Here is a 20,559-nt window from a genome sequence, read left to right as displayed (position 1 = left end):
GCCGGTCACCCCTCGTCGAGCGGGCGGCCGGCCAGGCGGGCGCGGGTGGCCGCGAGATCGTACGTGGCCGCCAGCAGCGCCATGGTGAGCACGGTCACCACCATGTCCCGGACGAACGACACGGGCACCGCCTGGTAGACGCCGACCCACTCGTCCCGGGCGCCGATGAGCATCATGACGCCGCGCTGCGCGTACTGGCCGCCGATCTCGAGGGCGGCGTAGCACAGGCACATCATGCCGAACAGCGGCATCCCGCCGTTGAAGATCATCCGCAGCGAGTTGGCGAGCGGCACCCAGCGGTCCCTGAACCCGCCGGTGAGCTGGTCGAACGACTTCTGCGTGAGGTCGTGGCTGCCCTCCAGCCGATCGATGCCGCGCTCCAGGCGGGTGCCCCTGAGCAGGGTGCGGGCCTCGTCGGAGAACGCGCCGAAGACCAGCATGGCCACGGTGAGCCAGGCGAGCGGCACGGCCACGCCGTCGAGGAACAGCGGCCACACCTCGCCCCACCAGCTGGTGACGGTGTCCCAGAGCGGCACGTTCTCCTTGGCCTGGGTGAGCAGTTCCTCGGTGCCGGCGATGGCCTTGCGGTGCTGCACCCACTCCGAGCGGGCGTCGCTGAAGGCGACGGTGGCGTTCAGGCCGTAGAAGACGAAGGCGAACTCGGAGAAGGCGGCGAGGAAGCCGAAGAATTTGCCCTTGTTCTGCTCGACGAACTTGGAGAACAGCCACTTGAGCCCGAAGGTGACGGCCATGGCGCCGAGCGACACCCGCCAGTCCAGGTCGACCAGGCCGCGGCCGACGTCGCTCTGCTCACCGAAGAAGGACGCGTCCTGCTGATCGTAGAGGTGGTGGAAGATGTCCATCTGGAAGACGTCCCTGGCGTCCTCCTTCTGGAAGCCCCAGGCCAGATAGAGCACCGCGAACGCGGGCGCGATCCGGTCGAGGGTGCGGAAGAACTTCTCCTCCGTGACGCCGTCCCCGGCTCGTGCGCGCACCTCCCACAGCGCACCGCGCAGGCTGTGCAGCATGCCGGCGGTGACGGTCATCGCGGCGAGCACGATGAGCGTCAGCAGGGTCATGACGGCGACGAGGCGGACCTGCCGGTAGTCCCCGTACGCGACCTCGGAGGCGGCGTAGAGCAGCACGAAACGGACGAGCTGGCCCGCGGCGTACCAGAGGATCAGCGGCGCGGCGCACGTGCCCGCCAGGCGCAGGGCGTGCAGGGGCAGTGAGTACGGCGACGGCATCTGCTGAGCCGGTGTGGGCCCTGGTTGCGGCGGCGCCGTCACACCTGTCGAACCGGACATCTGTGGAATCGTAGCGTTCTGTCCCATGTGACGCAGCCGCAACCCTTGAAGACGCTGCGCGATCAAGAGCCAGGTGAGCGACGCCTTCCCCCGGCGGTGACAAAGGTTTCCCCCCGGCGAACGGGGTCACGACCCGCCTCCCGTACGGCACCATTGCGGTATGAAACCGCAACCCGCGATCGACACCGATCCCCGCGTGGTGGGCGATCGATTGCGGCGGCTGCGACAGGCGCGCGGCGTCTCGCTCTCCGAGCTGGCCAAGCGGGCGGGCATCGGCAAGGCCACGCTGTCGGGCGTGGAGACCGGCACCCGCAACCCCACGCTCGAAACTCTGTGGGCGATCACCGCGCAGCTGGGCGTGCCCATCGGGGCCATCCTCGACGCGCCGCCGGAGCCGCAGGTCATGCGGGGCACGGCCATCGAGGCCGAGCTGCTCGAGGTCTTCGAGGACGACCGGGTCACGTACGAGCTCTACCGCGTACGCGTCCCGCCCGGCCTCACCCAGACCTCACCCGCCCATCACGAGGGGGTGAGCGAGCACGTCACGGTCTTCACCGGCACCCTGAGCGCCGGCCCCGTCGACGCGCCGCTCACGGCCGGCCCTGGCGACCACATCTCGTGGCGGTCCGACGTGCCGCACGGCTACCGCGCGCACGGTCCCGACGTCGTACGCGCCACGCTCCTCATGCGTTACCCCACCCCACCGCCGTGAGGCATGCGAAGGGCCCGCGTCCGTCAGCCGGACGCGGGCCCTTCGTCATGTGTCAGACGGCCACCGCGAGCTGGGCGACCTCACCCAGCTTGGCCTGGACCTGGACGTCACGGGTGACGCCGCCGCCCGCGATGATGCGGACGGTCCAGTCGCCGGGGGCGGCGAAGAATCGGAAGACGCCGTCGTCGGAGACCACGACCTCGCCGGTGAACTCACCGGAGTGGTCGAGCAGCCGCGCGTAGGCGGTGCCGGCGCCGGTCACGACGCCCTGGATGACGGCCTGGTTGGACAGATCGATGCCGGCGGGCAGCGCCACGGTCTGCTCCGGCGCGCCGCACCCTTGTGCACTCATCAGCGGGCCTCCCCCAGCTCGATCGGCACGCCCACGAGCGAGCCGTATTCGGTCCACGAACCGTCGTAGTTCTTCACGTTGGACTGCTCCAGGATCTCGTGGAGCACGAACCAGGTGTGCGCCGACCGCTCGCCGATGCGGCAGTAGGCGATGGTGTCCTTGCCGAAGTCGACCCCGGCCTCCTGGTAGAGGGCGCGCAGATCGTCGTCGGACTTGAAGGTGCCGTCGTCGTTGGCCGCCTTGGACCACGGGATGTTGCGGGCCGTCGGCACGTGGCCGCCGCGCTGCGCCTGCTCCTGCGGCAGGTGGGCGGGGGCCAGCAGCTTGCCGGTGAACTCGTCGGGCGAGCGCACGTCGACCAGGTTGAGCTTGCCGATCGCGGACACCACGTCGTCGCGGAAGGCGCGGATCGCGGTGTCCTGGTCCTTGGCGACGTACTGCGTCTTGGGCCGCTGCGGCACGTCGCGCACCAGCTCACGGGAGTCGAGCTCCCACTTCTTGCGGCCGCCGTCGAGCAGCTTGACGTTCGCGTGGCCGTAGAGCTTGAAGTACCAGTAGGCGTAGGCGGCGAACCAGTTGTTGTTGCCGCCGTAGAGCACGACGGTGTCGTCGTTGGAAATGCCGCGGTCGGACAGCAGGGCCTCGAAACCGGTCTTGTCGACGAAGTCGCGTCGCACCGGGTCCTGCAGGTCCTGACGCCAGTCGACCTTCACGGCGCCACGGATGTGGCCCTTGTCGTAGGCGCTGACATCCTCGTCGACCTCGACGAGGACGACTCCGGGCGTGTCGAGGTTGGCCTCGACCCAGTCGGCGTCCACCAGGGCGGCGGAGCGGCTCATTGGGATACCTCCATGTTGGCGGCGGGCAGTAGTCGGCGAATGAGCAGGTACATCGCGCAGCCAAGGCAGAATCCACAGGCTGCGATGAGGAAGGCGGCGAGGGTGGCCGCGGCCGAGGCCGAAAGGGCCTGCGACGTGATCACGGCGGCGAATCCGGCCGGCCCCACGACCGCGAGGACCGGCCGGAGGAGTCCGGGGTCCTTCCCGGCGCCGGGCGCCGGGCGGAGCATCGTGTGCGGTGAGCGACGGACCACACCCAGTGCGTGACTCAGCGCCCTGACGGCGAGCAGCCGGAGGCTCTCGGAGATCAGGACGGAGGCGAGGATCTGGGTGGTGACGGCCGCGCCGAAGCGCAGCATTCTGGGATCGGCACGCATCGCAGGATGCTCCTGAAGGGTCGATTTGAGGCGGATGGCGAATCCGCGCGAGATCGTCCTCAGGCAGCGCGACAGAGCGCGGTGGCGACGCGGCAGAAATCAACCGCGCGCCGCTTCGTCAGCAGCTCTGTCGATGGGTTCATGAACAAGACACTACTCGGCGTCTCGTCATCTGTCACATCTCGTCCGGTTGGTGAGACGACATGTGAGACACATCGCCTGTCACACTTTCCGGTCACACTTCCGGTACGGCTCGCGCCAGCGCCGCCAGCACCTCGGCCTTTCTGGGCAGCCCAGACGCCCTTTTCACCACCGTCCCCGCCGGATCGAGCACCAGCACGGTCGGCGTGCCGGTGATCCCCAGCCTGCGGACGAGCTCCAGGCGCGACTCGGCGTCCACCTCGACGTGCCGCACCCCCGGCACCAGCGCGCTCACATCGGCCAGAATCCTGCGGGTCGCCCGGCACGGCTGACAGAACGCCGTCGAGAACTGCACGAGCGTCGCCCGCTCTCCCAGCCCTTCCCCGAGCTCCTCCGCGGAAAGACGCTCGGAGGCGGCCTCATGTGCGCGATCGTCCCGACGCAGGTGACTCACCCCGATCAACAAGCCGAGCGCCGCGGCCGACGCCCTCCGGTCCAACCCCCACTGCAACCTCCCGCCCCCACGTTTCCTTCCCACCGTCGGCGGCTGGAGCAGGGAGAGGAGCGCCGGCGGGGCAAGCCCCGCCGGACGACTCGCCCAGCCGCAGGGCCTCGCGGTGAGCGGGCCGAGCTCTCTCGGGTCACTTGTGGACGGGGATCTCGATCAGGGGCCTGCCTGACTCGTCCACCACTTCGAAGTAGGTGATCTCCGGCAGCGCCATTGAGGTGCGGCGGGAGAAGACCGTTCTTTCGCGGTAGGTGTCGGGGGCGATCTGCCAGGTCTCCGTGGTTTCGCGGCGGCCGTCGGCGGCGACCACGACGAGGCCGCACGTGGTGCCGACGGGGATGCCCGTGACGCGGACGCCCAGCTCGGTGCCGGTTTCGGCGGGGAGTGCCTGGACCGTGGCGCGGTAGCCGTCCGAGCGGTTCGTGCCGGTGAACTCGCGTCCTTCCTGCGCCTTGCGGGGCGCGGGAGAAGCGCGGAGTTCCGCGTCGGTCGGAGCCGGGGTCTTCAGAGCTCGGCTGGGGCTCGGGGTGGTCACCGCGCCGTACGGCTGCTCGGTGGGGGCCTGCTCGGCGGCGTCGGACTGACGCGACTGGTCGGACTGGTCGGAGCGCCGCGGCTCGACCATGGGACGGTCGCCGGCGCTCTCCTCCGACGCGCCCTGGTCGGCCAGGACCCGCGGACCGGACTCCTGGGACCGCGCGGCCGCGGGCGCCTCGGCGGTCGTCGCCTCGTGGCTCGACGTGACCTGGATCGACGTCCAGACCGTGCCGCCCACCACCAGCACCGCCGCGCACGCCGCGACCGCGGTCAGGATCCGGCCGCGCCGCGACCGTCTGGCGCGGTCGTTGAGCAGCCGGTCGAGCACCTGCCGCGGCGGGCTGGTCACCACCTCGACGTCGCGCTCTGACACCTTCCCGAGGAACGACGTGAGACCGGCCAGCTCCTCAAGCTCGGCGCCGCACGCCTCGCAGGTGGCCAGGTGGTGGTCGACCTCCAGTGCTTCTTCCGGGTCGAGTGCGCCCAGGGCGTGCGCGCCGAGCGCGATCCGGACCTCCTCACACGTCATCACGGCGCCAGCCCCCGTTCTTCGAGCGCCAGCTTCAGGGCGCGCAACGCGTAGTACGTACGGGACTTGACCGTTCCCGGCGGTATGCCCAGCGTCGCCGACGCCTCCTTCACCGATCGCCCCCGGTAGTAGACCTCCAGCAGCACGTCGCGGTGCTCGGGCCGCAGCGCGGCGAGCGCCTCGGCCACCGCCCACGACTCGACGGCACGCTCGAGCTCGTCGTCGGCCGGCAGGACCGCCAGCGCCTCGTCGCCGGTCTCCGGCGGCCTGGCCTTCCTGGCGCGATGCTGGTCCACGACGAGATTACGGGCCACCGTGAACAACCACGCGCGGATCGGCCGCCCGGACATGGCCTCGGGATGCCGCCAGGCCCGCAACAGGGTCTCCTGGACGACGTCCTCGGCCCGGCCCGAGTCGCCGGTCATGCGCAGCACGTAACCGTAGAGTGGCCCAGCGTGCTCGTCGAAGAGGGTCCTCACGAGTTCCTCGTCGGCGGTGTCCGCTGCTGTCACGTCCTCATCACGTACGCGGCGACGCGACGGTTCACGCTCATCCACGGATCGGCACGTCAGACGCTTCTGCCGAGAACTCGAGCCCGCCCGGCACGCTCCTGACCCCGGTCACCTTCACGTCGAAGGGCAGCTCGCCCTTGAACGGGATGGTGTAGGAGACCAGCCTGGCGACCTGGTCGGGCACGCCCTCGATCTTCTCCGCCTGGACCCTGATGCCGCCGTCGACGAGCTCGACCCGCATCTCGGCGTCGAACTTCACCTTCTGGGCGCCCACCGTCACCTCACCCGACGCGGTGAGCCTGTCGCCGTTGCCGCCGATCTTGACCCCCTGGGGCGCGTATTTGTCGATGGTGGCCCTGCTGAGCGTGCCGGCGACGGTGACGCGGCGGGCCCTGACGTCGGGGCGGTTCTGCAGGATGCCGTCGAGCGGCGCGGTCACGTCGTGGGCGGCGCCGTGCAGGTTGCGCACGGGGACGCCGCCGTAGGTGAACGTGCCGAGGTCGAACCGCACCTCCGGATAGTGGCCGGAGATGGCCTGGGTCAGAAAGGGGATGCCCGTAATGGTGACGGTCGGGGTGCCGGACAGGTCGGCGGAGGCGGCGATGCGATTGGCGAGATCGCGCTCGACGCCCGCGACGGCGACCCGGTCGGCGGCGACAAGGAGAATGACGAGCACGATCAGCGAAACGATCAGCTTGCGCATGGGGCTCCCTGTCTTGGGCGGGGGTCAAGAGCCTATCGATCCGGCATGACTCATTCCCCCGGAAAGCGGTTGCTCACCAGCGGATCAGCCGCCGGCGAAGGGCGGCAGCACCTCGACGACCGAGCCGTCGGCGAGCACCACCTGATCGTGCGCGCGCTTTCCCACAGGTGAGCCGTCCACCAGGAACGAGCAGCGCAGCACCACCCTGGCCAGTTCGTCACGATCGCGTGTGATTTTGGTCATGAGTTCACCAAGAGTGACCGCGTCGAACGACTCTTCCGCGACTCCGGCGGCATCCTTCGCCGCCGCCCAATAACGTATTTTTCCTGTGGCCATGCCTTCCTCACAATCGTTTCAGCCCTATTGTGCGTTCTCCTTAACAAGCTTGTTTCAGGAGACGCGCTGTTCACCCGCTGGACGCGCAATGGACGCGACTAACTCGTGGGATATCCTCACTCACATGGACTCGGGCGACGTAGCCCCCGGGTCCTTGCGTGTTTGAGGAGGCCGTAATGAGCAACCTGCTGCTGCTGACCAACGCCCTCGAGCCTTCCTCCGAGGTGCTGCCTGCGCTGGGGTTGCTGCTCCACTCGGTCCGGGTCTCGCCCGCGGAGGCGTCCGCGCTCATCGACACCCCGCCCGCCGACGCGGTCCTCGTCGACGCGCGCAAGGAGCTCGTGCAGGCCAAGAGCCTGTGCCGGCTCATCAGGACCACCGGCATCGACTGCCCGCTCCTCGTCATCGTCACCGAGGGCGGGCTCGCCGCCATGACCGCCGAGTGGGGCGTCGACGACGTCCTGCTCGACAGCGCGGGCCCGGCCGAGGTGGAGGCGCGCCTGCGCATGGCCACCGGCCGCATCTCGCAGGCGGCGGCCGAGGAGGTGCCCGACGAGATCCGCAGCGGTGACCTGTCGATCGACGAGGCCACCTACACCGCGCGGCTGCGCGGGCGCGTGCTCGACCTCACGTTCAAGGAGTTCGAGCTGCTCAAATACCTCGCCCAGCACCCCGGCAGGGTCTTCACCAGGGCCCAGCTGCTGCAGGAGGTCTGGGGCTACGACTACTTCGGCGGCACCAGGACGGTCGACGTGCACGTCCGGCGGCTGCGCGCCAAGCTCGGCACCGAGTACGAGTCGCTGATCGGAACGGTCCGCAACGTCGGCTACCGCTTCGTCCCCGACCGCGCCGACACCGACAAGGCCGACACCGCGAGCGTCTGATCCCCGATTGACAGCGGCAGCCCGCTGTCGTCAACTGATGTGACAGGTCGTCGCACAGGCCGTTGCTGCCTGTCATGTCAGGGACACCGCCGTCCCGCCCAGGGGTGGTGTGCACGGTGGGTCTGTTCGAAGCGCTGGTCGACGAGGGCGCCCGCCCGCACGTGTTCCACCGTAACGAGACGATGTGCTCGCCGTCCCGGCCGGCCCACAGCGTTTATCTCATCGACTACGGCTACGCCCGCGAGTACACCCCGGCCGGCGACCGCGAGGCCGTCCACGACCTGCGGGGCGACGGCGACATCGTCGGCGAGCTGGCCTTCTGGAGCCCCGCCGACCGCGTCAAGGTCGACGCGCTCACCGAGGTCCGCGCCTGGCCCATCGACCTGCGGCGGCTGCGCGAGCAGGCCGCGGCGGCGCCCGCCGTGGCGACCGCGCTGGTGCAGGAGCTGTTCGCGCGCAACCTCGCCGCCCGCAGGCACGAGGCGCTGGCCCGCGCGCCGGTCGCGGCCCGGCTGGCCGTCTGGCTGCTGCACCTCGACGAACGCTACGGGCTCGCCTCGGAGTCGGCGCCGCCGCTGTCCATGGAGACGCTGGCCGACCTGGTGGGCAGCTCGCCCGACGTGGTGCAGCGCCAGCTCACCCAGTGGACGCAGCGGGGCTGGCTGGTCAGGCCGGGCTACCGGCGGCTGCGCATCGCCGACCCGGTCGCGCTGCGGGCCGCCGCGGGGAGCTGGGAGCACCTGTCGGCGCCGTGGAAGGGGCGGGTGACGCCGTTCCTGACCCGGCCGGGCGGGCCCGCTCCGAACAGCGCCGTCCCCGTACGCGAGATGCCCAAGCCGCGCCAGCTCCCCGCCGACGTCTCCGACTTCACCGGCCGGCAGCAGAGCCTCGACCTGCTGACCGACTGGCTCGACCGGCCGCGGCGCACCAACACCATGGTCGTGCAGGGCCTGCCGGGCGTCGGCAAGACCGCGCTGGTCACCCGCTGGGCGCACCAGCACGCCGACCGGTTCCCCGACGGGCAGATCGTCATCGACCTGCGCGGGCAGTCGCCCAGCCAGCCGCCGATGACGGTGGCGGAGGCGCTCGGGCAGATCCTGCGCTCGCTCGGGGTCGGCGAGCACATGCCGGCCTCGGACGAGGCCGAGCTGATGCTGCTCTACCGCAGCAGGATCGCCGGGCGGCGGCTGCTGCTCGTCCTCGACAACGCCGCGGACGCCACCCAGGTACGCGCGCTGCTGCCCGGCGGCAAGGACTGCGTGGCTCTGGTGACCAGCAGGACGCGGATGGGCCCGCTGCGGGCCACCGGGCACGCCGACCTCATGGACCTGGGCGTGCTCGGCCCGGGCAACGCGGTGGCGCTGCTCATCGCGGTGCTGGGCAAGGACTCGCCCAGGGCGGCCGACAGGGACGCGCTGGCCGAGCTGGCGCGGGTGTGTTCGTACCATCCGTTCGCGCTGCGGATCTCGGCCGCCAAGCTCGCCGAGGACCCCGGGCTCAGCGTGCGGGGGCGGGTGGAGGAGTTGCGCAAGCCCGATCGGCTGCTGGTGGGCGACCCGGAGGAGGCGTTCAGGTCGGCGCTCGACCTCGCGTACGAGTCGCTGGGCCCGGCGCAGCGGCGGGCGTTCCGTCACGTGGGGCTGCTGCCAGGGCGGGACTTCACGCCCGAGGTGCTGGCGGCGGCGCTCGGCGCGCCGGTCGAGGACGCGGTGGCCGCGCTGGCGGGGCTGCACAGGGCGTACCTGGTCGAGCCGCTGCCGGGCTCGCGCTACCGGGTGCACGACCTGGTCAAGCGGCTGGCCAGGGAGCTGGGCAGGCACGCGGAGGCCGGGGTGCGCGAGGCCAGGGCGCGGCTGCTCGACCACTACCTGGCGGTGGCCGACGACCCGGCGACGCCCGGCGAGTGGTTCGAGGCCGAGCGGCGCTCGCTGGTCTCGGCCGTGCGGATGGCCGGGGAGAGCGGCGCGCACGGCATGGCGTGGCGGCTGGCGGCGGCGGTGTTCGAGCCGTTCAGGCGGCTGCGCTACTACGAGAACGACCTGGAGGTGCAGCAGGGCGGGCTGGCCTCGGCCATGCAGGTGAGCAACCGCAGGGCCATCGCCCTCATGCGCGGCAACCTGGGCTCGATCCACCGCGACATCGGGCCGTCCACGCTGGCGGCCAGGTTCATCGGGGAGGCGCTGGCCGACCACGTCTCGCTGGGCGACCGCGAGGGCCAGGCACGGGCGCTCAACGACCTCGCCGAGGTGCACGGCATCGCCGGCAACAGCGAGCAGGCGCTGCGCCACGCCTCCGAGGCGCTCGCCCTGTACGAGGAGATCGGCGACCAGGCGGGGGTGGCGAGTTGCCTGCACACGCTCTCCCGGCTGCACCTGTCGCAGGAGCGCCACGAGCTGGCCCTGCACTACGCCGGCCAGGCACTCGACGTACGCGAGCAGCTCGGCGACCGGCGCGGCACCGCCCAGAGCCTGATCATCCTGGCGACCGTGCAGCGCAACCTGGGCGAGCCGAACGCCGCGCTGTCGGAGGGTCTGGAGGCGCTGTCGATCTGCCACGAGCTGGGCGACGAGCACGCCGAGGCGGAGACGCTGCTCTGCCTGGCCGAGATCTACGACCTGCTGCGGCTGCCGCACGACGCGCGGCGCGACGCGGAGCGCGCACTCGCGGGCTACACGGCGACCGGCGACCAGTACGGCTGCGGCCGGGCCCTGTGCGCGCTCGGCCGCATCGCGCGCAACGGCTCCCGCTACGACGAGGCGCTGTCCTGCTACGAGCAGGCCCTGGCCGTGCAGGTCGAGCTGCACCACGAGCAGGGCAGGGCGGAGACGCTGGGCGACATCGGGCTGGTCTACTGGCGGCTGGCCGACTACCGGCGCGCCGACGACTATCTCAACCAGGCCCTGGCCATCAGCCGGGTGATCAACGACGAGCCGGTCGAGGCCCGCATGCTCAACCGGCTGGCGCGGGTGCGGCGGCGGCAGGGCAGGCCGCAGGTGGCGTTCACGTACGCGCTGGAGGCCCTGGACATCGTGCAGGGCAAGGGCATCAGGCGGGCCGAGGCGGACGTGCAGGAGACGCTCGCGTACACGTACCTGTCGCTGGGACAGCACCGGCCCGCGCTGCGCGCGGCCAAGGCGGCGCTGGCGATCAGGGAGGAGCTGCGCGACAACCGGGCGAGCGCGCTGCTGTCGGTGGCGCAGGCGCTGCACGCGGCAGGGCGGCCGGCGGCGGCGCTGGAGCCGGCGAGGGAGACGGTCGAGCTGCAGCACGAGAGCGGTACGCGCGACCGCTGGGCGGCGGCGCTGACCACGCTCGCCATGATCCTGCTCGACCTCGACAGGGCCGAGGAGGCGCTGCCGTACGCCCGCCAGGCCAGGGACGTGCACCAGGACTGCGGGACGCGCCGCGACCTCGGCTGCGCCTCGCGGGCGCTCGGCCTCGTCTCGGCCCGGCTGGGGCGGCAGGAGGCGGCGGTCGCGCATCTGCGGGAGGCCGTGCGGACGCTCGAAGAGGTGGGCGATCTGGTGGAGGCGCGGCGGGCCGCGGAGGAGCTCCGGCTTTTCACGTGAAACACCGATAAAAGTCGTGAAATCTCGGTTCTGAGGTCGCAGATCTTTCGCGCGGCTTCTCGTTTCCTGGACTCACCGGCCGATTCACAAGCGGAGGTGATCCGGATGCTCAAGAACCATCTGCGGCAAGACCTTCAATGGCTCAAGCGACAGGCGCGCAAGGACCGGCGGATCACACTCGCCGTGCTCGGCGGGCTGCTCGCGGCCTGGGCCCGCCAGCTCTCCGACGTGCAGGGCGGGAACCCGTCACCGGTGCTGCTCGCGCTCTCGGCCGCGCTCGTCCTGGTGTCGGGGGCCGCGTGGCTCGTCTCGGCGTTCTTCGTCAGCAGGAGCCTGCGCGTGCGCCGCGAGCCGGCCGAGGAACTGCGCTGGGTCGCGCGGATCGGGCTGGGCAAGGAGTGGGCGTTCTGCTCGCTCAGCGCGTACGTGGCCTGGCACCTGCTGCAGTTCCTCACCGCGCTGGTGATGAGCTGAGCGGGACGCGGTCCAGTTCGTCCACCCTGATCGCCGCGCCGGTGTGGACGAACTGGACGAGCTCCGCCACCGGCAGCTCGGCCAGGCCGAAGTCGGTGTCCGCGTGGGCGTCGCACCAGGCCACGAGCTCCTCGGCGTTCGTCAGGGGGCCGGCGAAGTGGACCAGGCTGACGTACCAGCGGTCGCGGACCCTGCCGTACTCCAGGTCGCGCACGCCCCTCGACTCCAGGCCACTGGCGAAGCGCTTGCGCAGCGTCTCCAGCGTCTCGTCCACGGGATGCGCCCCCACCAGGACACCGCCTTTGTGCGGGGTGACGCCCGCCAGGTAGACCCACGCGGGCGGCAGGCCGTCCGCGGCCTCGGCCAGCGCCGCGGCGTACGCGCGGCGCAGCGGGTCGTCCTCGGGGATCACGCTCCGGTACGGCTCCAGCGACCTGAGCGTGACGTGCAGGGCCGGGCCGCCGTGCACCCAGTGACCGGGGGCGTGCACGGTGGCCGCCAGGTCCGTCAGCCGCCCGACGACCTCCCCGGCCGGCCGCAGCACGGCCGCCGCGCCCCAGCGGGCGCCGCCCTCCACCATGGGCACGTCGTGGGTGGCCTCACCGGCCAGCAGGGCCGCCCGCCCCCGCTCGCGGAACTCGGAGAAATCGGACATCCGAGCAGTATGCCAAACCTCTTCCGAGGTCGGCGGGGTGATCGCGGGAATCAGCCGCAAGCCGCGCGGCCGGTTTTTCGGGTCACTGTCATTCCGTGGGTCAGACCCTGGCGGGAAGCACTCCCCTCCGTCATCACTGTCAGTCGGAGGTGGTCGCGGCGGGGTGCGCCGGGCGGTCGGGTTTCGGGAAGGCGGCGCGGTGGGGGCCGTCGTCGGGATCGAACTCGTGGCGGATCCTGGCGCAGTCGTCCAGCAGCGCGCCCTGGAGGAAGCGCAGCTCAGGGTGGCTCGTGCGGTGGAAGGTGCCCGCCATCCGCCGGTGCTGACGCTCGCCGTCGTCCAGCGCGGCGCGCAGGTCCTCCATGTCCTCGCGGCTGCCCGGGCTCACCTGAAGCATGCCGAAGTGACGGAAGATGCGCGACAGCGCCGACAGCTCGTCGGCGAGCGGCTCCGGCAGGTCGGCGCCGCGCTCGCCGGGCAGCCCGCGCACCCCCGCGACCAGGTCCACCAATCCCCTGGCGACGCCCCTGAGCTGGTGGCAGGCGTGGTCGAGGCAGGTGGCCGCCTCGGCGACCTGGCGCAGCCGGCGGTCGTAGCGGCGGCGGCGCAGCGACAGGCGTACGGACTCGGCGGCCTGCTCGGCGGCCTCCTCGGTGTCCTCAAGGCGCTGCGACAGCGTACGCGCCCGGTCCAGCCACTCGGCCGCCTGCTCGTGGTCCCACGCGCCGCGCAGCCCCTCGGCCATGTCCTCGGCCAGGTCCGACAACTCCCCCGACAGGCCGCACAGCTCCTTGCCCGCGTGGTCGACGAAGCGGGGCGGCAGCACGAGCAGGTTCGCCGCGATGCCGATGGCGGCGCCGAGCAGCACGTCGGCGAGGCGGGCGAAGCCGTACGTGCTGCCGAGCGCGAACACCAGCAGCGCCGTGATGGGGATCTGCACGTTCTGGGCCGGCAGGTTGAGCAGCCTGGTCAGCACCAGCCCGGCCACGACGAGGACGGCGAGCGTGGCCACGTTCGGGCCGATGAGCCAGATGAACGCGGTGGCCGCCGCCACGCCCACGATCACCGCCAGGATCTGCTGGGCGCCGCGCACGACCGTGCTGTACGCGGTCGCCGACACGGTCAGCAGCACCCCGATGGGCGCGAGCACCGGCAGGTCGACCTTGAGCACGTACGCGGCCAGCCACCAGGCCAGCGCGCACGCCGCCGTCACCTTGACCGTCTGGGCCAGCGCCTCGCGTTCCATGCGCAGCCAGCGGCCGATCCCCATGGTGCGGACGAGCGTGAGCGCCGACGCCCCGCCCGCGAAGATGCGTTCGAGCGGGTCACCGGCCGGCTCGAACCTGCGCCCCGGTTCCGTCTTCATGTCCCCGTCCCCCTCCCCAGGCCACTGCCCAGCTCAGGGGCGGATAGAGCCGGGCGTGACCGGGTAGCGGCAGGCTGCGGTGAGGGGAGTGGGTGGACATGCCGGGAGATCTGGTCGTTCCTGACGGCGCGCTGGGCGTGGTGGTGTTCGTGCACGGCAGCGGCAGCAGCCGGTTCAGCCCGCGCAACCGGTACGTGGCCGGCGCGCTCAACGAGGCGGGTCTCGGCACGCTGCTGTTCGACCTGCTGACGCCGGAGGAGGAGGCCGACCGGGCGAACGTCTTCGACATCGAGCTGCTGGCCGGGCGGCTGCTGGAGCGTACGGCGCAGGTGCGGGAGCAGCCCGGCGCGGCCGGGCTGCCGGTCGGCTACTTCGGCGCGAGCACGGGAGCGGCGGCGGCGCTGTGGGCGGCGGCCGAGCCGGACAACCCGGTCGCCGCGATCGTCTCCCGCGGCGGGCGGCCCGACCTGGCCGGCGACCGGCTCGCCGCGGTACGCGCCCCGGTCCTGCTCATCGTGGGCGGCAGGGACCCGGTGGTGATGGAGCTGAACGAGGAGGCCGCGCGGCGGCTGCGCGCCGAGACCAGGATCACGGTGGTGCCGGGAGCCACGCACCTGTTCGAGGAGCCGGGCGCGCTGGACGCCGTGGCGGAGCATGCCCGCGGCTGGTTCGTCACCCACTTCAGCGGCGCCCGTACCGCCGTATGAACACGCGCGGGAGTCGCCCGGCCACGTTGAAGTAGATCGTCGTTTGTGCGAACGTCAGGTGGCGGACGGCATCCCGACGTGACGGATGGTTGCACACGTGCCCTTGCTGGAGATCGACGGTCTCACCTGGCTCACGCACGGCGTCCGGCAGCGACTGTCACCCGGCCCGCTCACTCTCGACGCCGAGCAGGCCGCGGTCGTGGTGGCCGGCGACCCGGCGGCGGGCGAGGCGTTCGCCGACGTCCTGCTCGGCCTGGAGTCGCCGCACGAAGGCCGGCTCCGCCTGGACGACCGCGACGTCACCGCGCTGTCCACCGCGGACCGCGCCATCGGGCTGGTGCCCGCGGGCGGCGGTCTGCTGCCGCACCTGACCGTCAGGCGCAACCTCGAACTGGCCGCCCGCAAGGACCTGGCCCTGGTGTCGCACGGGCAGGTCGCGTACATGTCGGGGTGGATGGACATCCAGGGCTTCATGCGCGCCAAACCACACGAGCTGGCCCACGACGAGCGGCTGACCGTCGCGCTCGCGCGGGTCATGTGCCGGCCGATGCCGCCGAAGGTGGTGGTGGTCGAGGACCGTACGGGCTGCGAGCCGTGCCACGCGGCGGTGAGCCGGGCGCTGCACAGCAAGCTGGCCGTGCTCATCGTCACCGACGACGGCACCAGGGTGACCAGCCTCGCCTCGTCCGCGCGCGTCTGGGAGATCACCGATGCCGATCAGCCGTAGGGCGTTCCTGCTGGGGGTGCCGGCACTGGCCGCCACGGCCTGCGCGGGTCAGCCGCCGCTGCGGGTCGCGGTGGTGTGGAGCGGCGCGGAGTTACAGCGCTTCCTGCGGGTGGTGGACGCGTACGCGGCCGGCTCCCGGCGGCCGGTCAGCGTCTACTCGGCGGGCGACAACATCAGCGCGCTGCTGCGCGGCCCCGCCGAGAACGTCATCCCCGACGTGGCCGTCATCCCCAGGCTCGGGCTGCTGTTCGACCCGCTGGTGAGCCCGCGCATCCAGCCCAGGGTGGGCGGGCACGTGCAGGACGCGTTCTGGCGGGGGCTCGTGACGCCGTACGAGGGCGGGCCCGAGCTCGGCACCTGGTTCAAGCTCGCCAACAAGTCGCTCGTCTGGCACCGCAAGGATGAGCGGCACGCCCCGGCGAACCTGACCTCATGGATGCCCCGACCCGGCACGGTGGCCATCGGCGCGGCCGACGGGTGGGTGCTCAGCGACTGGTTCGAGAACGTGCTGCTCGCCTACGCGCCCGAGGTCTACGACGGCCTCTTCGCCGCGGCCACGCGCGGCGACCCGGAGTGGTGGGGCAGGAACGAGGTGGCCGAGGCGCTCACGGTGCTGGCGCTGATCTGGCGCGAGGCGTTCACCCCCGACCAGGGCAGGCGGGCGCTGACCCTGCAGTTCCACGACTCGATACTCGACGTCTTCCGCTACCGCGGCGCCGACGTGGTGGCCGCGCCCGACTTCGCGCTGCCCGTCATCGAGCGCTACGCCGGCAAGGACGTCGCCCGCCACTTCTCCTTCCCCGGCCACGCGGGCGGGCCGCCGCCCCTGGTGGCCGGCGGCGACGTGGCGGTGGCGATGCGGGGCGGCGGGCAGGACGCGCTCGACTTCGTGGAGTGGCTGACCAGGCCGCGCGGGAGCGACGAGCACGACGCGCTGACCGACTGGGTGGACGAGGGCGGGTTCCTCACCCTCGACCGCGAGCCCTCTCACCCGCTGCTGCGCGAGCCCGCGCTGGCGCTGCGCGGGCGCGAGGGCCGCCGCTACGACCTGTCCGACCGCCTGATCGGCCGTCTGGAGGGCGGCGACGGCCGCGGCCTGTGGCGCGTCCTCACGGAGCTGTTCGGCGACGTCGCCGCCGGCACCGCCGCCCCCGCCGGCGCCGCCCAGGCCGCCCGGGAGAAGATCGTCACCAGCCTCACGAAGGGCATCGGCCGATGAGCGGGCGAACGAGCGCCGTAACGAGCGGACGTCACGCCCTCCTGTCCGGGGTGAGCGCGCCATGAGCGGGCCAGACGCGTTCTTGTTCGAGGTGGCGCCGCATCACGATGCCGGGGGGCCGGTGAGTGCGCGCGGCATCAGCCGGTGGCGGGCGGCGCTCTATCTGCTGCTCGCGGTGGTGCTGTCGGCGGGCGTGATCCTGGCGCCGCTGCTCGGCACCGTGCTGATCAGCTTCTCGCGGCCCGGCGCGTGGTCGGAGGTGCTGACCGACCCGCAGGCGTGGCAGGCGGTCGGCAACACGCTCATCTGGTGGGTGCTGGTCGTGGTGGTGTGCGCGGTGGGGCTCGGCCTGGCCTGGCTGGTCAGGACCGCGGGCCCTGCGCTCGGCCTGGTCATGCGGGTCATCCTGGTGCTGCCCGCCGTGGTGTCGCCGCTGACGACGGGCGCGATCTTCCGGCTGCTGTTCGACACCAGCAGCGAGCGCGGCATGGCCGCCGCCGTGCTCGGCCGCGACACCGCCTTCCTCGGCCCCGGCTGGATCTGGCTGGTGCTCGGCCTGGCCTTCGTCTGGCAGTACGCGGGCGTCGCCTTCCTGGTCTTCCACGAGGCACTCGCCAGGCTGCCCGCCCACCTGCTGCGCGTGGCCAGGGCCTTCGGCGCGGGCCGCGGGCGCCGGCTGTGGTCCGTCGTCCTGCCTGCGCTGGCCGGGCCGGCCGCGCTGGCGTACCTGTTCGCGCTGGTGGCGGCGGCCCGCGTGTTCGACCTGGTGCTCATGGGCGTGCCCGGGTCGATGCAGGCGCTGGTCGAGGGCGGCGGGCTGTACTGGTGGCGGCACAACGACGACCTGGGGTACGCCAGGGCCGCCGCGCTGGCCGTCCTGATGTCCCTGCTGGTGGCCGGGCTGGCCGCGCCCGCCCTGCTCGGCCTGCGCGGGCGGGTCACCTGGGCCGGCTCCACGCCGTCCGCGCAGCCGCCCGCCACGAGTGGCCGGCGGCTCTGGCCGCTCGGCGGCGCGGTGTCGGTGCTGTGGCTGCTGCCGTTCGCGGCACTGCTCATCACCTCGCTGCGCGACCCGGTCGCCGCCGCGCGGAGCGGGTGGTGGAACGGCGAGCCGTGGACGCTCGGCTCGTACGCGGAGGCGCTGACCGACAGCGCGTTCACCGGGGCGCTCGGCACCACGTTCCTGCGGGCGGTCACGGTGGTGTGCGTGGTGCTGCTGGCCGCGGTGCCCGCGGCGTACGTGCTGGCCCACGAGCACCTGCTGCCGCGCCGCACCTGGCGGCCTGTCCTGCTGGTCTCGGTGGCCCTGGCGGTGCTGCCGCCACAGGCGTTCGCGGTGCCGCTGCAGCAGACGCTGAGCCCGATCGGCACGGCACCCGCGCTGACCATCGTGCACGCGGCGCTGGTGCTGCCGCTGGCGGTGCTGGTGCTGCACAACGCGTTCGTCCGGGTGCCCGCGCCCATGCTCGCGCGCGACCGGTGGGAGCTGGTGCACTTCGTGCGCGAGGCCCGGCCCGCGGTGGTGCTGGCAGGAGTGCTGACGTTCGTCCTGGTCTGGAACGATGCGATCGTCGGGCTGCTGCTCAACTGGCCGTCCGGCGACCACCTGCCGCTGATCCTGCTGGAGCAGGCCCGCCACTTCATGAGCGCGGCGAGCCCGCTCGCGGCCCAGGCGGTGCTCGCGACGGCGGTGCCGGTGCTGGTGCTGGCCGTGACCGCGCGGCTGCTGTACCGGGGCCTGACGCGGGGGGTGCGCCGGTGACGGACATCTCGCGCAGGGAGCGGCTCGGCTTCCGGCTGTCGCGGCTCTACCGGCTGGCCGCGGCGCACTGGGCGGAGCTGGGGGTCGGCGGGGCGCTGACGGTGGGCGGCGCGATCCTGATCCTCCAGGAGGAGCTGGCCAAGAAGCTCGTCGAGCTGCTGCCGATCTGGGCGGTGGCCGGGCTGCTCGCGGTGTTCGTGGTCGTGGTGCCGGTGGTGGCCGGGCTGGTCACGTACCGGATCCGGCGTCAGCGCGCCCGCCCGCCGCGGCTGGTGCCGGCCACGATGCCGTTCCCCGACCGGATCGACGAACTGATCGGCCGCGCGGCCGAGCTGCGGCGGATCAAGGCGGAGGCGCTCGAACGCGGCGTCGTCGTCGTGCACGGCGCCATCGGCATGGGCACGTCCACCGTCGCCGTCCACGCGGTGTGGGAGCTGGAGGGCGAGGCGCGCAGGCAGCGCTACGCCGACCTGCGCGGCGCCGACCGGGACCGCCCCGAGACGCCGCTGAGCGTGGCCCAGCGGGTGCTGCGCACGCTCAACCGGCCGCCCGGCGGCATCCAGGAGCCCGGGGACGCCACCGAGGAGGTCATCGAGGCGCTCACCGGCACCGGCCAGGTGCTGCTGCTGGACAACGTCAGCTCGTGGAGCCAGGTCGAGTGGCTGCCGACCCGGGTGCCCGGCGCGCACATCGTGATCGCGGGCACGCTCGCCGACCAGCCGCCGCAGCACATCGAGCTCATCCAGCTCGGCCCGCTCGCCCCCGACGCGCGGCGGGAGCTGCTGGCCCGGCACATCGGCGACGACCGGGTCACCCGCGAGCCGAAGGCGCTGGAGCTGCTCGCCGACGCCTGCCTCGGCAGCCCGCTCGAACTGGTCAGGGTCGGCCGCTGGCTGGCCGGCAACCCCGGCGTCTCCCTCCAGTCGCTGGTGGACGACCTGCGCAACCTGTCCATCCCCGACACCCTCGACTTCGTGCTCGAACGCAGCGTCAGGCAGCTGCGGCCGACCGCCAAGCGACTGTTCGTGCTGCTGGCCGGGCTGCCGATCGCCGAGGTCGACCACCAGGCGGCCGCCGCGCTGCTCGGCGTGCCGTCCGCGGCCGACGCGATCGCGGAGCTGGCCGAGCTGGGGCTGGTGGAGAACGTACGGATGACGCGGGTGCGGGTGTCGGGGACCTTCCGCGGCAGCGGCGCGGCGGACCCCGGCACCGGCACGGCGGCGCGCCCGCCGAGGGAGATCGCGGCCTGGCGGCGGCTGGTCGAGCACTTCGCCGAGCAGGCCACCGGGTACGCCGGGCGGCTGCCCGCCGAGGAGGCGCGGACCTGGTTCGCGATGGAGGACCGGGTGCTGCTGCAGGTGCTGGCCCGCGAGGAGCCCGCGCCGCGTACCGGCCGGGCGCTGGCCGAGATCGGCGACGCGCTGGAAACCTGGTTCCGGCTCGAACAGCGGCACGAGGACCGGCTGCGCGCGGCGGCCGAGCTGGCGCGGGCCGCCGAATCGCTCGGGGACGAGCAGGTGCAGGCCATGGCCGAGCTGCGGCAGTGCGCGATCCTGCTCACCACGGGCGACCCGCGCGAGGCGCGCAGGCACTTCGACCGGGCGGCGGCGGTGCGCGTCAGGGTCGAGTCGTGGCCCGCCGACCTGCACCTGGCGCACGCGGCCATCCTGCTGTCGGCCGGCGACGAGTACGAGGCCGTGGAGTCCGCGCTGGTCAGGTACGGGCAGGCGCTGACCGGCGGGCACGTGGCCGGGCAGGCCATCAGGCTGGCGAACGTGGCCGCGCTGCTCATGCGCAAGGCCCAGGCGCACGACCACGAGGGCGCCGCCGGCAAGGCCCGCGGCCTGCACACCAACGCCCGGGTGGTGCTGTTCGAGGCGCTCGACCTGGCGCGGAAGGCCGGCGACCAGGCGACGGAGGCGCACGCGCGCGAGCTGCTCGCGCTCGCCCACCACTACCTTGGCCAGAGTCACGACGCCGGCCTGCACCTGGACGAGGCCGAACGCCTCTACGCCGGGACCGCCGACGAGTTCGGCCGCGGGCGCTGCCTGGTGCACCGGGCCGGGATCCTGCTGGCGGACCCGGCGCACGAGCCCGGCGCGGTGGCGGGCCTGCTCGACCAGGCCACCTCCCGCCTGCCCGCCGCCGGCATCAGCACCGCGCTCGCCCACCTGCACCTGAGCAGGCTCCGCCCGGAGCGGGCCGCCGACCACCGCGAGAAGGGCCTGAAGGCCCTCCACCCATGGGACGGCATCGCCGAGCCGAAACAGGTCGAGGAGCTACGCAAACTCCTGCAAGTCCCCTGACCCGCCCGCCCTGCAGGGTGCCGGCGGCCCGCCGGGC

Annotated in this window: 21 protein-coding genes; 9 read left to right on the top strand and 12 right to left on the bottom strand. The window is 72.6% G+C overall.

Annotation, left to right across the window (positions count from 1 at the left end):
* Positions 1-5: 5 nt before the first annotated feature.
* On the bottom strand, positions 6-1,307 hold the full coding sequence (locus tag AB0K18_RS23160) for a hypothetical protein (protein WP_364917435.1): 1,302 nt from the start codon (positions 1,305-1,307) through the stop codon (positions 6-8).
* A 160-nt stretch (positions 1,308-1,467) separates the two neighbouring features.
* Between AB0K18_RS23160 and AB0K18_RS23155 the strand changes: the two genes are divergently transcribed.
* Positions 1,468-2,019 carry an XRE family transcriptional regulator gene (locus AB0K18_RS23155; protein ID WP_364917434.1) on the top strand — a complete coding sequence of 184 codons (552 nt, stop codon included), beginning with the start codon at positions 1,468-1,470 and terminating at the stop codon, positions 2,017-2,019.
* A gap of 52 nt (positions 2,020-2,071) precedes the next feature.
* Here AB0K18_RS23155 and AB0K18_RS23150 read toward each other — a convergent pair whose 3' ends face one another.
* The 9 genes from AB0K18_RS23150 to AB0K18_RS23110 form a co-directional block, all read right to left on the bottom strand.
* Entirely contained in the window at positions 2,072-2,371 is a 300-nt protein-coding gene (locus tag AB0K18_RS23150) for a DUF1416 domain-containing protein (RefSeq protein ID WP_355417121.1), read from the bottom strand.
* Positions 2,371-3,210 (bottom strand): sulfurtransferase, encoded by an 840-nt coding sequence (locus AB0K18_RS23145; RefSeq protein ID WP_364377972.1) that lies wholly within the window; start codon positions 3,208-3,210, stop codon positions 2,371-2,373. Before AB0K18_RS23145 ends, AB0K18_RS23150 begins: the two co-directional genes overlap by 1 nt.
* Positions 3,207-3,587 carry a DUF4395 family protein gene (locus AB0K18_RS23140; protein ID WP_364917433.1) on the bottom strand — a complete coding sequence of 127 codons (381 nt, stop codon included), beginning with the start codon at positions 3,585-3,587 and terminating at the stop codon, positions 3,207-3,209. Before AB0K18_RS23140 ends, AB0K18_RS23145 begins: the two co-directional genes overlap by 4 nt.
* Positions 3,588-3,646: 59 nt before the next feature.
* Positions 3,647-3,730 (bottom strand): putative leader peptide, encoded by an 84-nt coding sequence (locus tag AB0K18_RS23135; RefSeq protein WP_350668905.1) that lies wholly within the window; start codon positions 3,728-3,730, stop codon positions 3,647-3,649.
* A gap of 92 nt (positions 3,731-3,822) precedes the next feature.
* The gene (locus AB0K18_RS23130) at positions 3,823-4,182 is read right to left on the bottom strand and encodes a thioredoxin family protein (RefSeq protein WP_364917430.1); all 360 of its coding nucleotides are present in this window, start codon (positions 4,180-4,182) and stop codon (positions 3,823-3,825) included.
* A 187-nt stretch (positions 4,183-4,369) separates the two neighbouring features.
* Positions 4,370-5,302, bottom strand: a complete 933-nt coding sequence (locus tag AB0K18_RS23125; protein ID WP_364917427.1) for a zf-HC2 domain-containing protein — start codon at positions 5,300-5,302, stop codon at positions 4,370-4,372.
* Positions 5,302-5,814 (bottom strand): sigma-70 family RNA polymerase sigma factor, encoded by a 513-nt coding sequence (locus tag AB0K18_RS23120; protein ID WP_355417109.1) that lies wholly within the window; start codon positions 5,812-5,814, stop codon positions 5,302-5,304. The genes AB0K18_RS23125 and AB0K18_RS23120 overlap by 1 nt, the downstream gene beginning before the upstream one ends.
* A 37-nt stretch (positions 5,815-5,851) precedes the next feature.
* Positions 5,852-6,517 (bottom strand): DUF2993 domain-containing protein, encoded by a 666-nt coding sequence (locus tag AB0K18_RS23115; protein WP_364917424.1) that lies wholly within the window; start codon positions 6,515-6,517, stop codon positions 5,852-5,854.
* Positions 6,518-6,601: 84 nt separating this feature from the next.
* Positions 6,602-6,853 carry a MoaD/ThiS family protein gene (locus tag AB0K18_RS23110; protein ID WP_364377966.1) on the bottom strand — a complete coding sequence of 84 codons (252 nt, stop codon included), beginning with the start codon at positions 6,851-6,853 and terminating at the stop codon, positions 6,602-6,604.
* A 176-nt stretch (positions 6,854-7,029) separates the two neighbouring features.
* Between AB0K18_RS23110 and AB0K18_RS23105 the strand changes: the two genes are divergently transcribed.
* The 3 genes from AB0K18_RS23105 to AB0K18_RS23095 all read left to right on the top strand — a co-directional run bounded on the left by AB0K18_RS23105 (position 7,030) and on the right by AB0K18_RS23095 (position 11,780).
* Positions 7,030-7,737, top strand: a complete 708-nt coding sequence (locus AB0K18_RS23105; protein WP_345395235.1) for a response regulator transcription factor — start codon at positions 7,030-7,032, stop codon at positions 7,735-7,737.
* A 116-nt stretch (positions 7,738-7,853) separates the two neighbouring features.
* Positions 7,854-11,306: a tetratricopeptide repeat protein gene (locus AB0K18_RS23100; protein WP_364917420.1), complete on the top strand. Its 3,453-nt coding sequence runs from the start codon at positions 7,854-7,856 to the stop codon at positions 11,304-11,306.
* A gap of 105 nt (positions 11,307-11,411) precedes the next feature.
* Complete coding sequence (locus AB0K18_RS23095; protein ID WP_355417097.1) at positions 11,412-11,780, top strand: hypothetical protein; 369 nt, start codon at positions 11,412-11,414, stop codon at positions 11,778-11,780.
* Here AB0K18_RS23095 and AB0K18_RS23090 read toward each other — a convergent pair.
* On the bottom strand, positions 11,758-12,435 hold the full coding sequence (locus tag AB0K18_RS23090; protein WP_364917418.1) for a hypothetical protein: 678 nt from the start codon (positions 12,433-12,435) through the stop codon (positions 11,758-11,760). The genes AB0K18_RS23095 and AB0K18_RS23090 overlap by 23 nt on opposite strands.
* A 139-nt stretch (positions 12,436-12,574) precedes the next feature.
* Positions 12,575-13,801 carry an aromatic acid exporter family protein gene (locus AB0K18_RS23085; protein WP_364917416.1) on the bottom strand — a complete coding sequence of 409 codons (1,227 nt, stop codon included), beginning with the start codon at positions 13,799-13,801 and terminating at the stop codon, positions 12,575-12,577.
* Positions 13,802-13,899: 98 nt separating this feature from the next.
* On the opposite strand from AB0K18_RS23085, the gene AB0K18_RS23080 reads away from it, so the two are divergent.
* From AB0K18_RS23080 to AB0K18_RS23060, 5 genes are all read left to right on the top strand, one after another.
* On the top strand, positions 13,900-14,508 hold the full coding sequence (locus AB0K18_RS23080) for an alpha/beta hydrolase (protein WP_364917414.1): 609 nt from the start codon (positions 13,900-13,902) through the stop codon (positions 14,506-14,508).
* A 97-nt stretch (positions 14,509-14,605) separates the two neighbouring features.
* Positions 14,606-15,235 (top strand): ATP-binding cassette domain-containing protein, encoded by a 630-nt coding sequence (locus tag AB0K18_RS23075; RefSeq protein ID WP_364917410.1) that lies wholly within the window; start codon positions 14,606-14,608, stop codon positions 15,233-15,235.
* Positions 15,219-16,454, top strand: a complete 1,236-nt coding sequence (locus tag AB0K18_RS23070; RefSeq protein ID WP_364917407.1) for a hypothetical protein — start codon at positions 15,219-15,221, stop codon at positions 16,452-16,454. Before AB0K18_RS23075 ends, AB0K18_RS23070 begins: the two co-directional genes overlap by 17 nt.
* A gap of 61 nt (positions 16,455-16,515) precedes the next feature.
* Positions 16,516-18,216: an ABC transporter permease subunit gene (locus AB0K18_RS23065; RefSeq protein ID WP_364917404.1), complete on the top strand. Its 1,701-nt coding sequence runs from the start codon at positions 16,516-16,518 to the stop codon at positions 18,214-18,216.
* Positions 18,213-20,522 carry a hypothetical protein gene (locus AB0K18_RS23060; RefSeq protein WP_364917401.1) on the top strand — a complete coding sequence of 770 codons (2,310 nt, stop codon included), beginning with the start codon at positions 18,213-18,215 and terminating at the stop codon, positions 20,520-20,522. The genes AB0K18_RS23065 and AB0K18_RS23060 overlap by 4 nt, the downstream gene beginning before the upstream one ends.
* Positions 20,523-20,559 lie beyond the last annotated feature (37 nt).

Source organism: Nonomuraea sp. NPDC049421, assembly GCF_040677005.1.
GTDB classification, from domain to species: Bacteria; Actinomycetota; Actinomycetes; order Streptosporangiales; family Streptosporangiaceae; genus Nonomuraea; species Nonomuraea salmonea.
The sequence above is the reverse complement of the archived record's forward strand: the minus strand, read 5'-3'. Positions and strand labels throughout refer to the sequence as shown.

Coding starts and splice junctions, on each gene's coding strand:
- AB0K18_RS23110 (WP_364377966.1), bottom strand. CDS start 6,853: ATGGCCACAGGAAAAATACGTTATTGGGCGGCGGCGAAGGATGCCGCC.
- AB0K18_RS23125 (WP_364917427.1), bottom strand. CDS start 5,302: ATGACGTGTGAGGAGGTCCGGATCGCGCTCGGCGCGCACGCCCTGGGC.
- AB0K18_RS23155 (WP_364917434.1), top strand. CDS start 1,468: ATGAAACCGCAACCCGCGATCGACACCGATCCCCGCGTGGTGGGCGAT.
- AB0K18_RS23095 (WP_355417097.1), top strand. CDS start 11,412: ATGCTCAAGAACCATCTGCGGCAAGACCTTCAATGGCTCAAGCGACAG.
- AB0K18_RS23105 (WP_345395235.1), top strand. CDS start 7,030: ATGAGCAACCTGCTGCTGCTGACCAACGCCCTCGAGCCTTCCTCCGAG.
- AB0K18_RS23135 (WP_350668905.1), bottom strand. CDS start 3,730: ATGAACCCATCGACAGAGCTGCTGACGAAGCGGCGCGCGGTTGATTTC.
- AB0K18_RS23145 (WP_364377972.1), bottom strand. CDS start 3,210: ATGAGCCGCTCCGCCGCCCTGGTGGACGCCGACTGGGTCGAGGCCAAC.
- AB0K18_RS23090 (WP_364917418.1), bottom strand. CDS start 12,435: ATGTCCGATTTCTCCGAGTTCCGCGAGCGGGGGCGGGCGGCCCTGCTG.
- AB0K18_RS23160 (WP_364917435.1), bottom strand. CDS start 1,307: ATGTCCGGTTCGACAGGTGTGACGGCGCCGCCGCAACCAGGGCCCACA.
- AB0K18_RS23140 (WP_364917433.1), bottom strand. CDS start 3,587: ATGCGTGCCGATCCCAGAATGCTGCGCTTCGGCGCGGCCGTCACCACC.
- AB0K18_RS23115 (WP_364917424.1), bottom strand. CDS start 6,517: ATGCGCAAGCTGATCGTTTCGCTGATCGTGCTCGTCATTCTCCTTGTC.
- AB0K18_RS23080 (WP_364917414.1), top strand. CDS start 13,900: ATGCCGGGAGATCTGGTCGTTCCTGACGGCGCGCTGGGCGTGGTGGTG.
- AB0K18_RS23085 (WP_364917416.1), bottom strand. CDS start 13,801: ATGAAGACGGAACCGGGGCGCAGGTTCGAGCCGGCCGGTGACCCGCTC.
- AB0K18_RS23070 (WP_364917407.1), top strand. CDS start 15,219: ATGCCGATCAGCCGTAGGGCGTTCCTGCTGGGGGTGCCGGCACTGGCC.
- AB0K18_RS23150 (WP_355417121.1), bottom strand. CDS start 2,371: ATGAGTGCACAAGGGTGCGGCGCGCCGGAGCAGACCGTGGCGCTGCCC.
- AB0K18_RS23065 (WP_364917404.1), top strand. CDS start 16,516: ATGAGCGGGCCAGACGCGTTCTTGTTCGAGGTGGCGCCGCATCACGAT.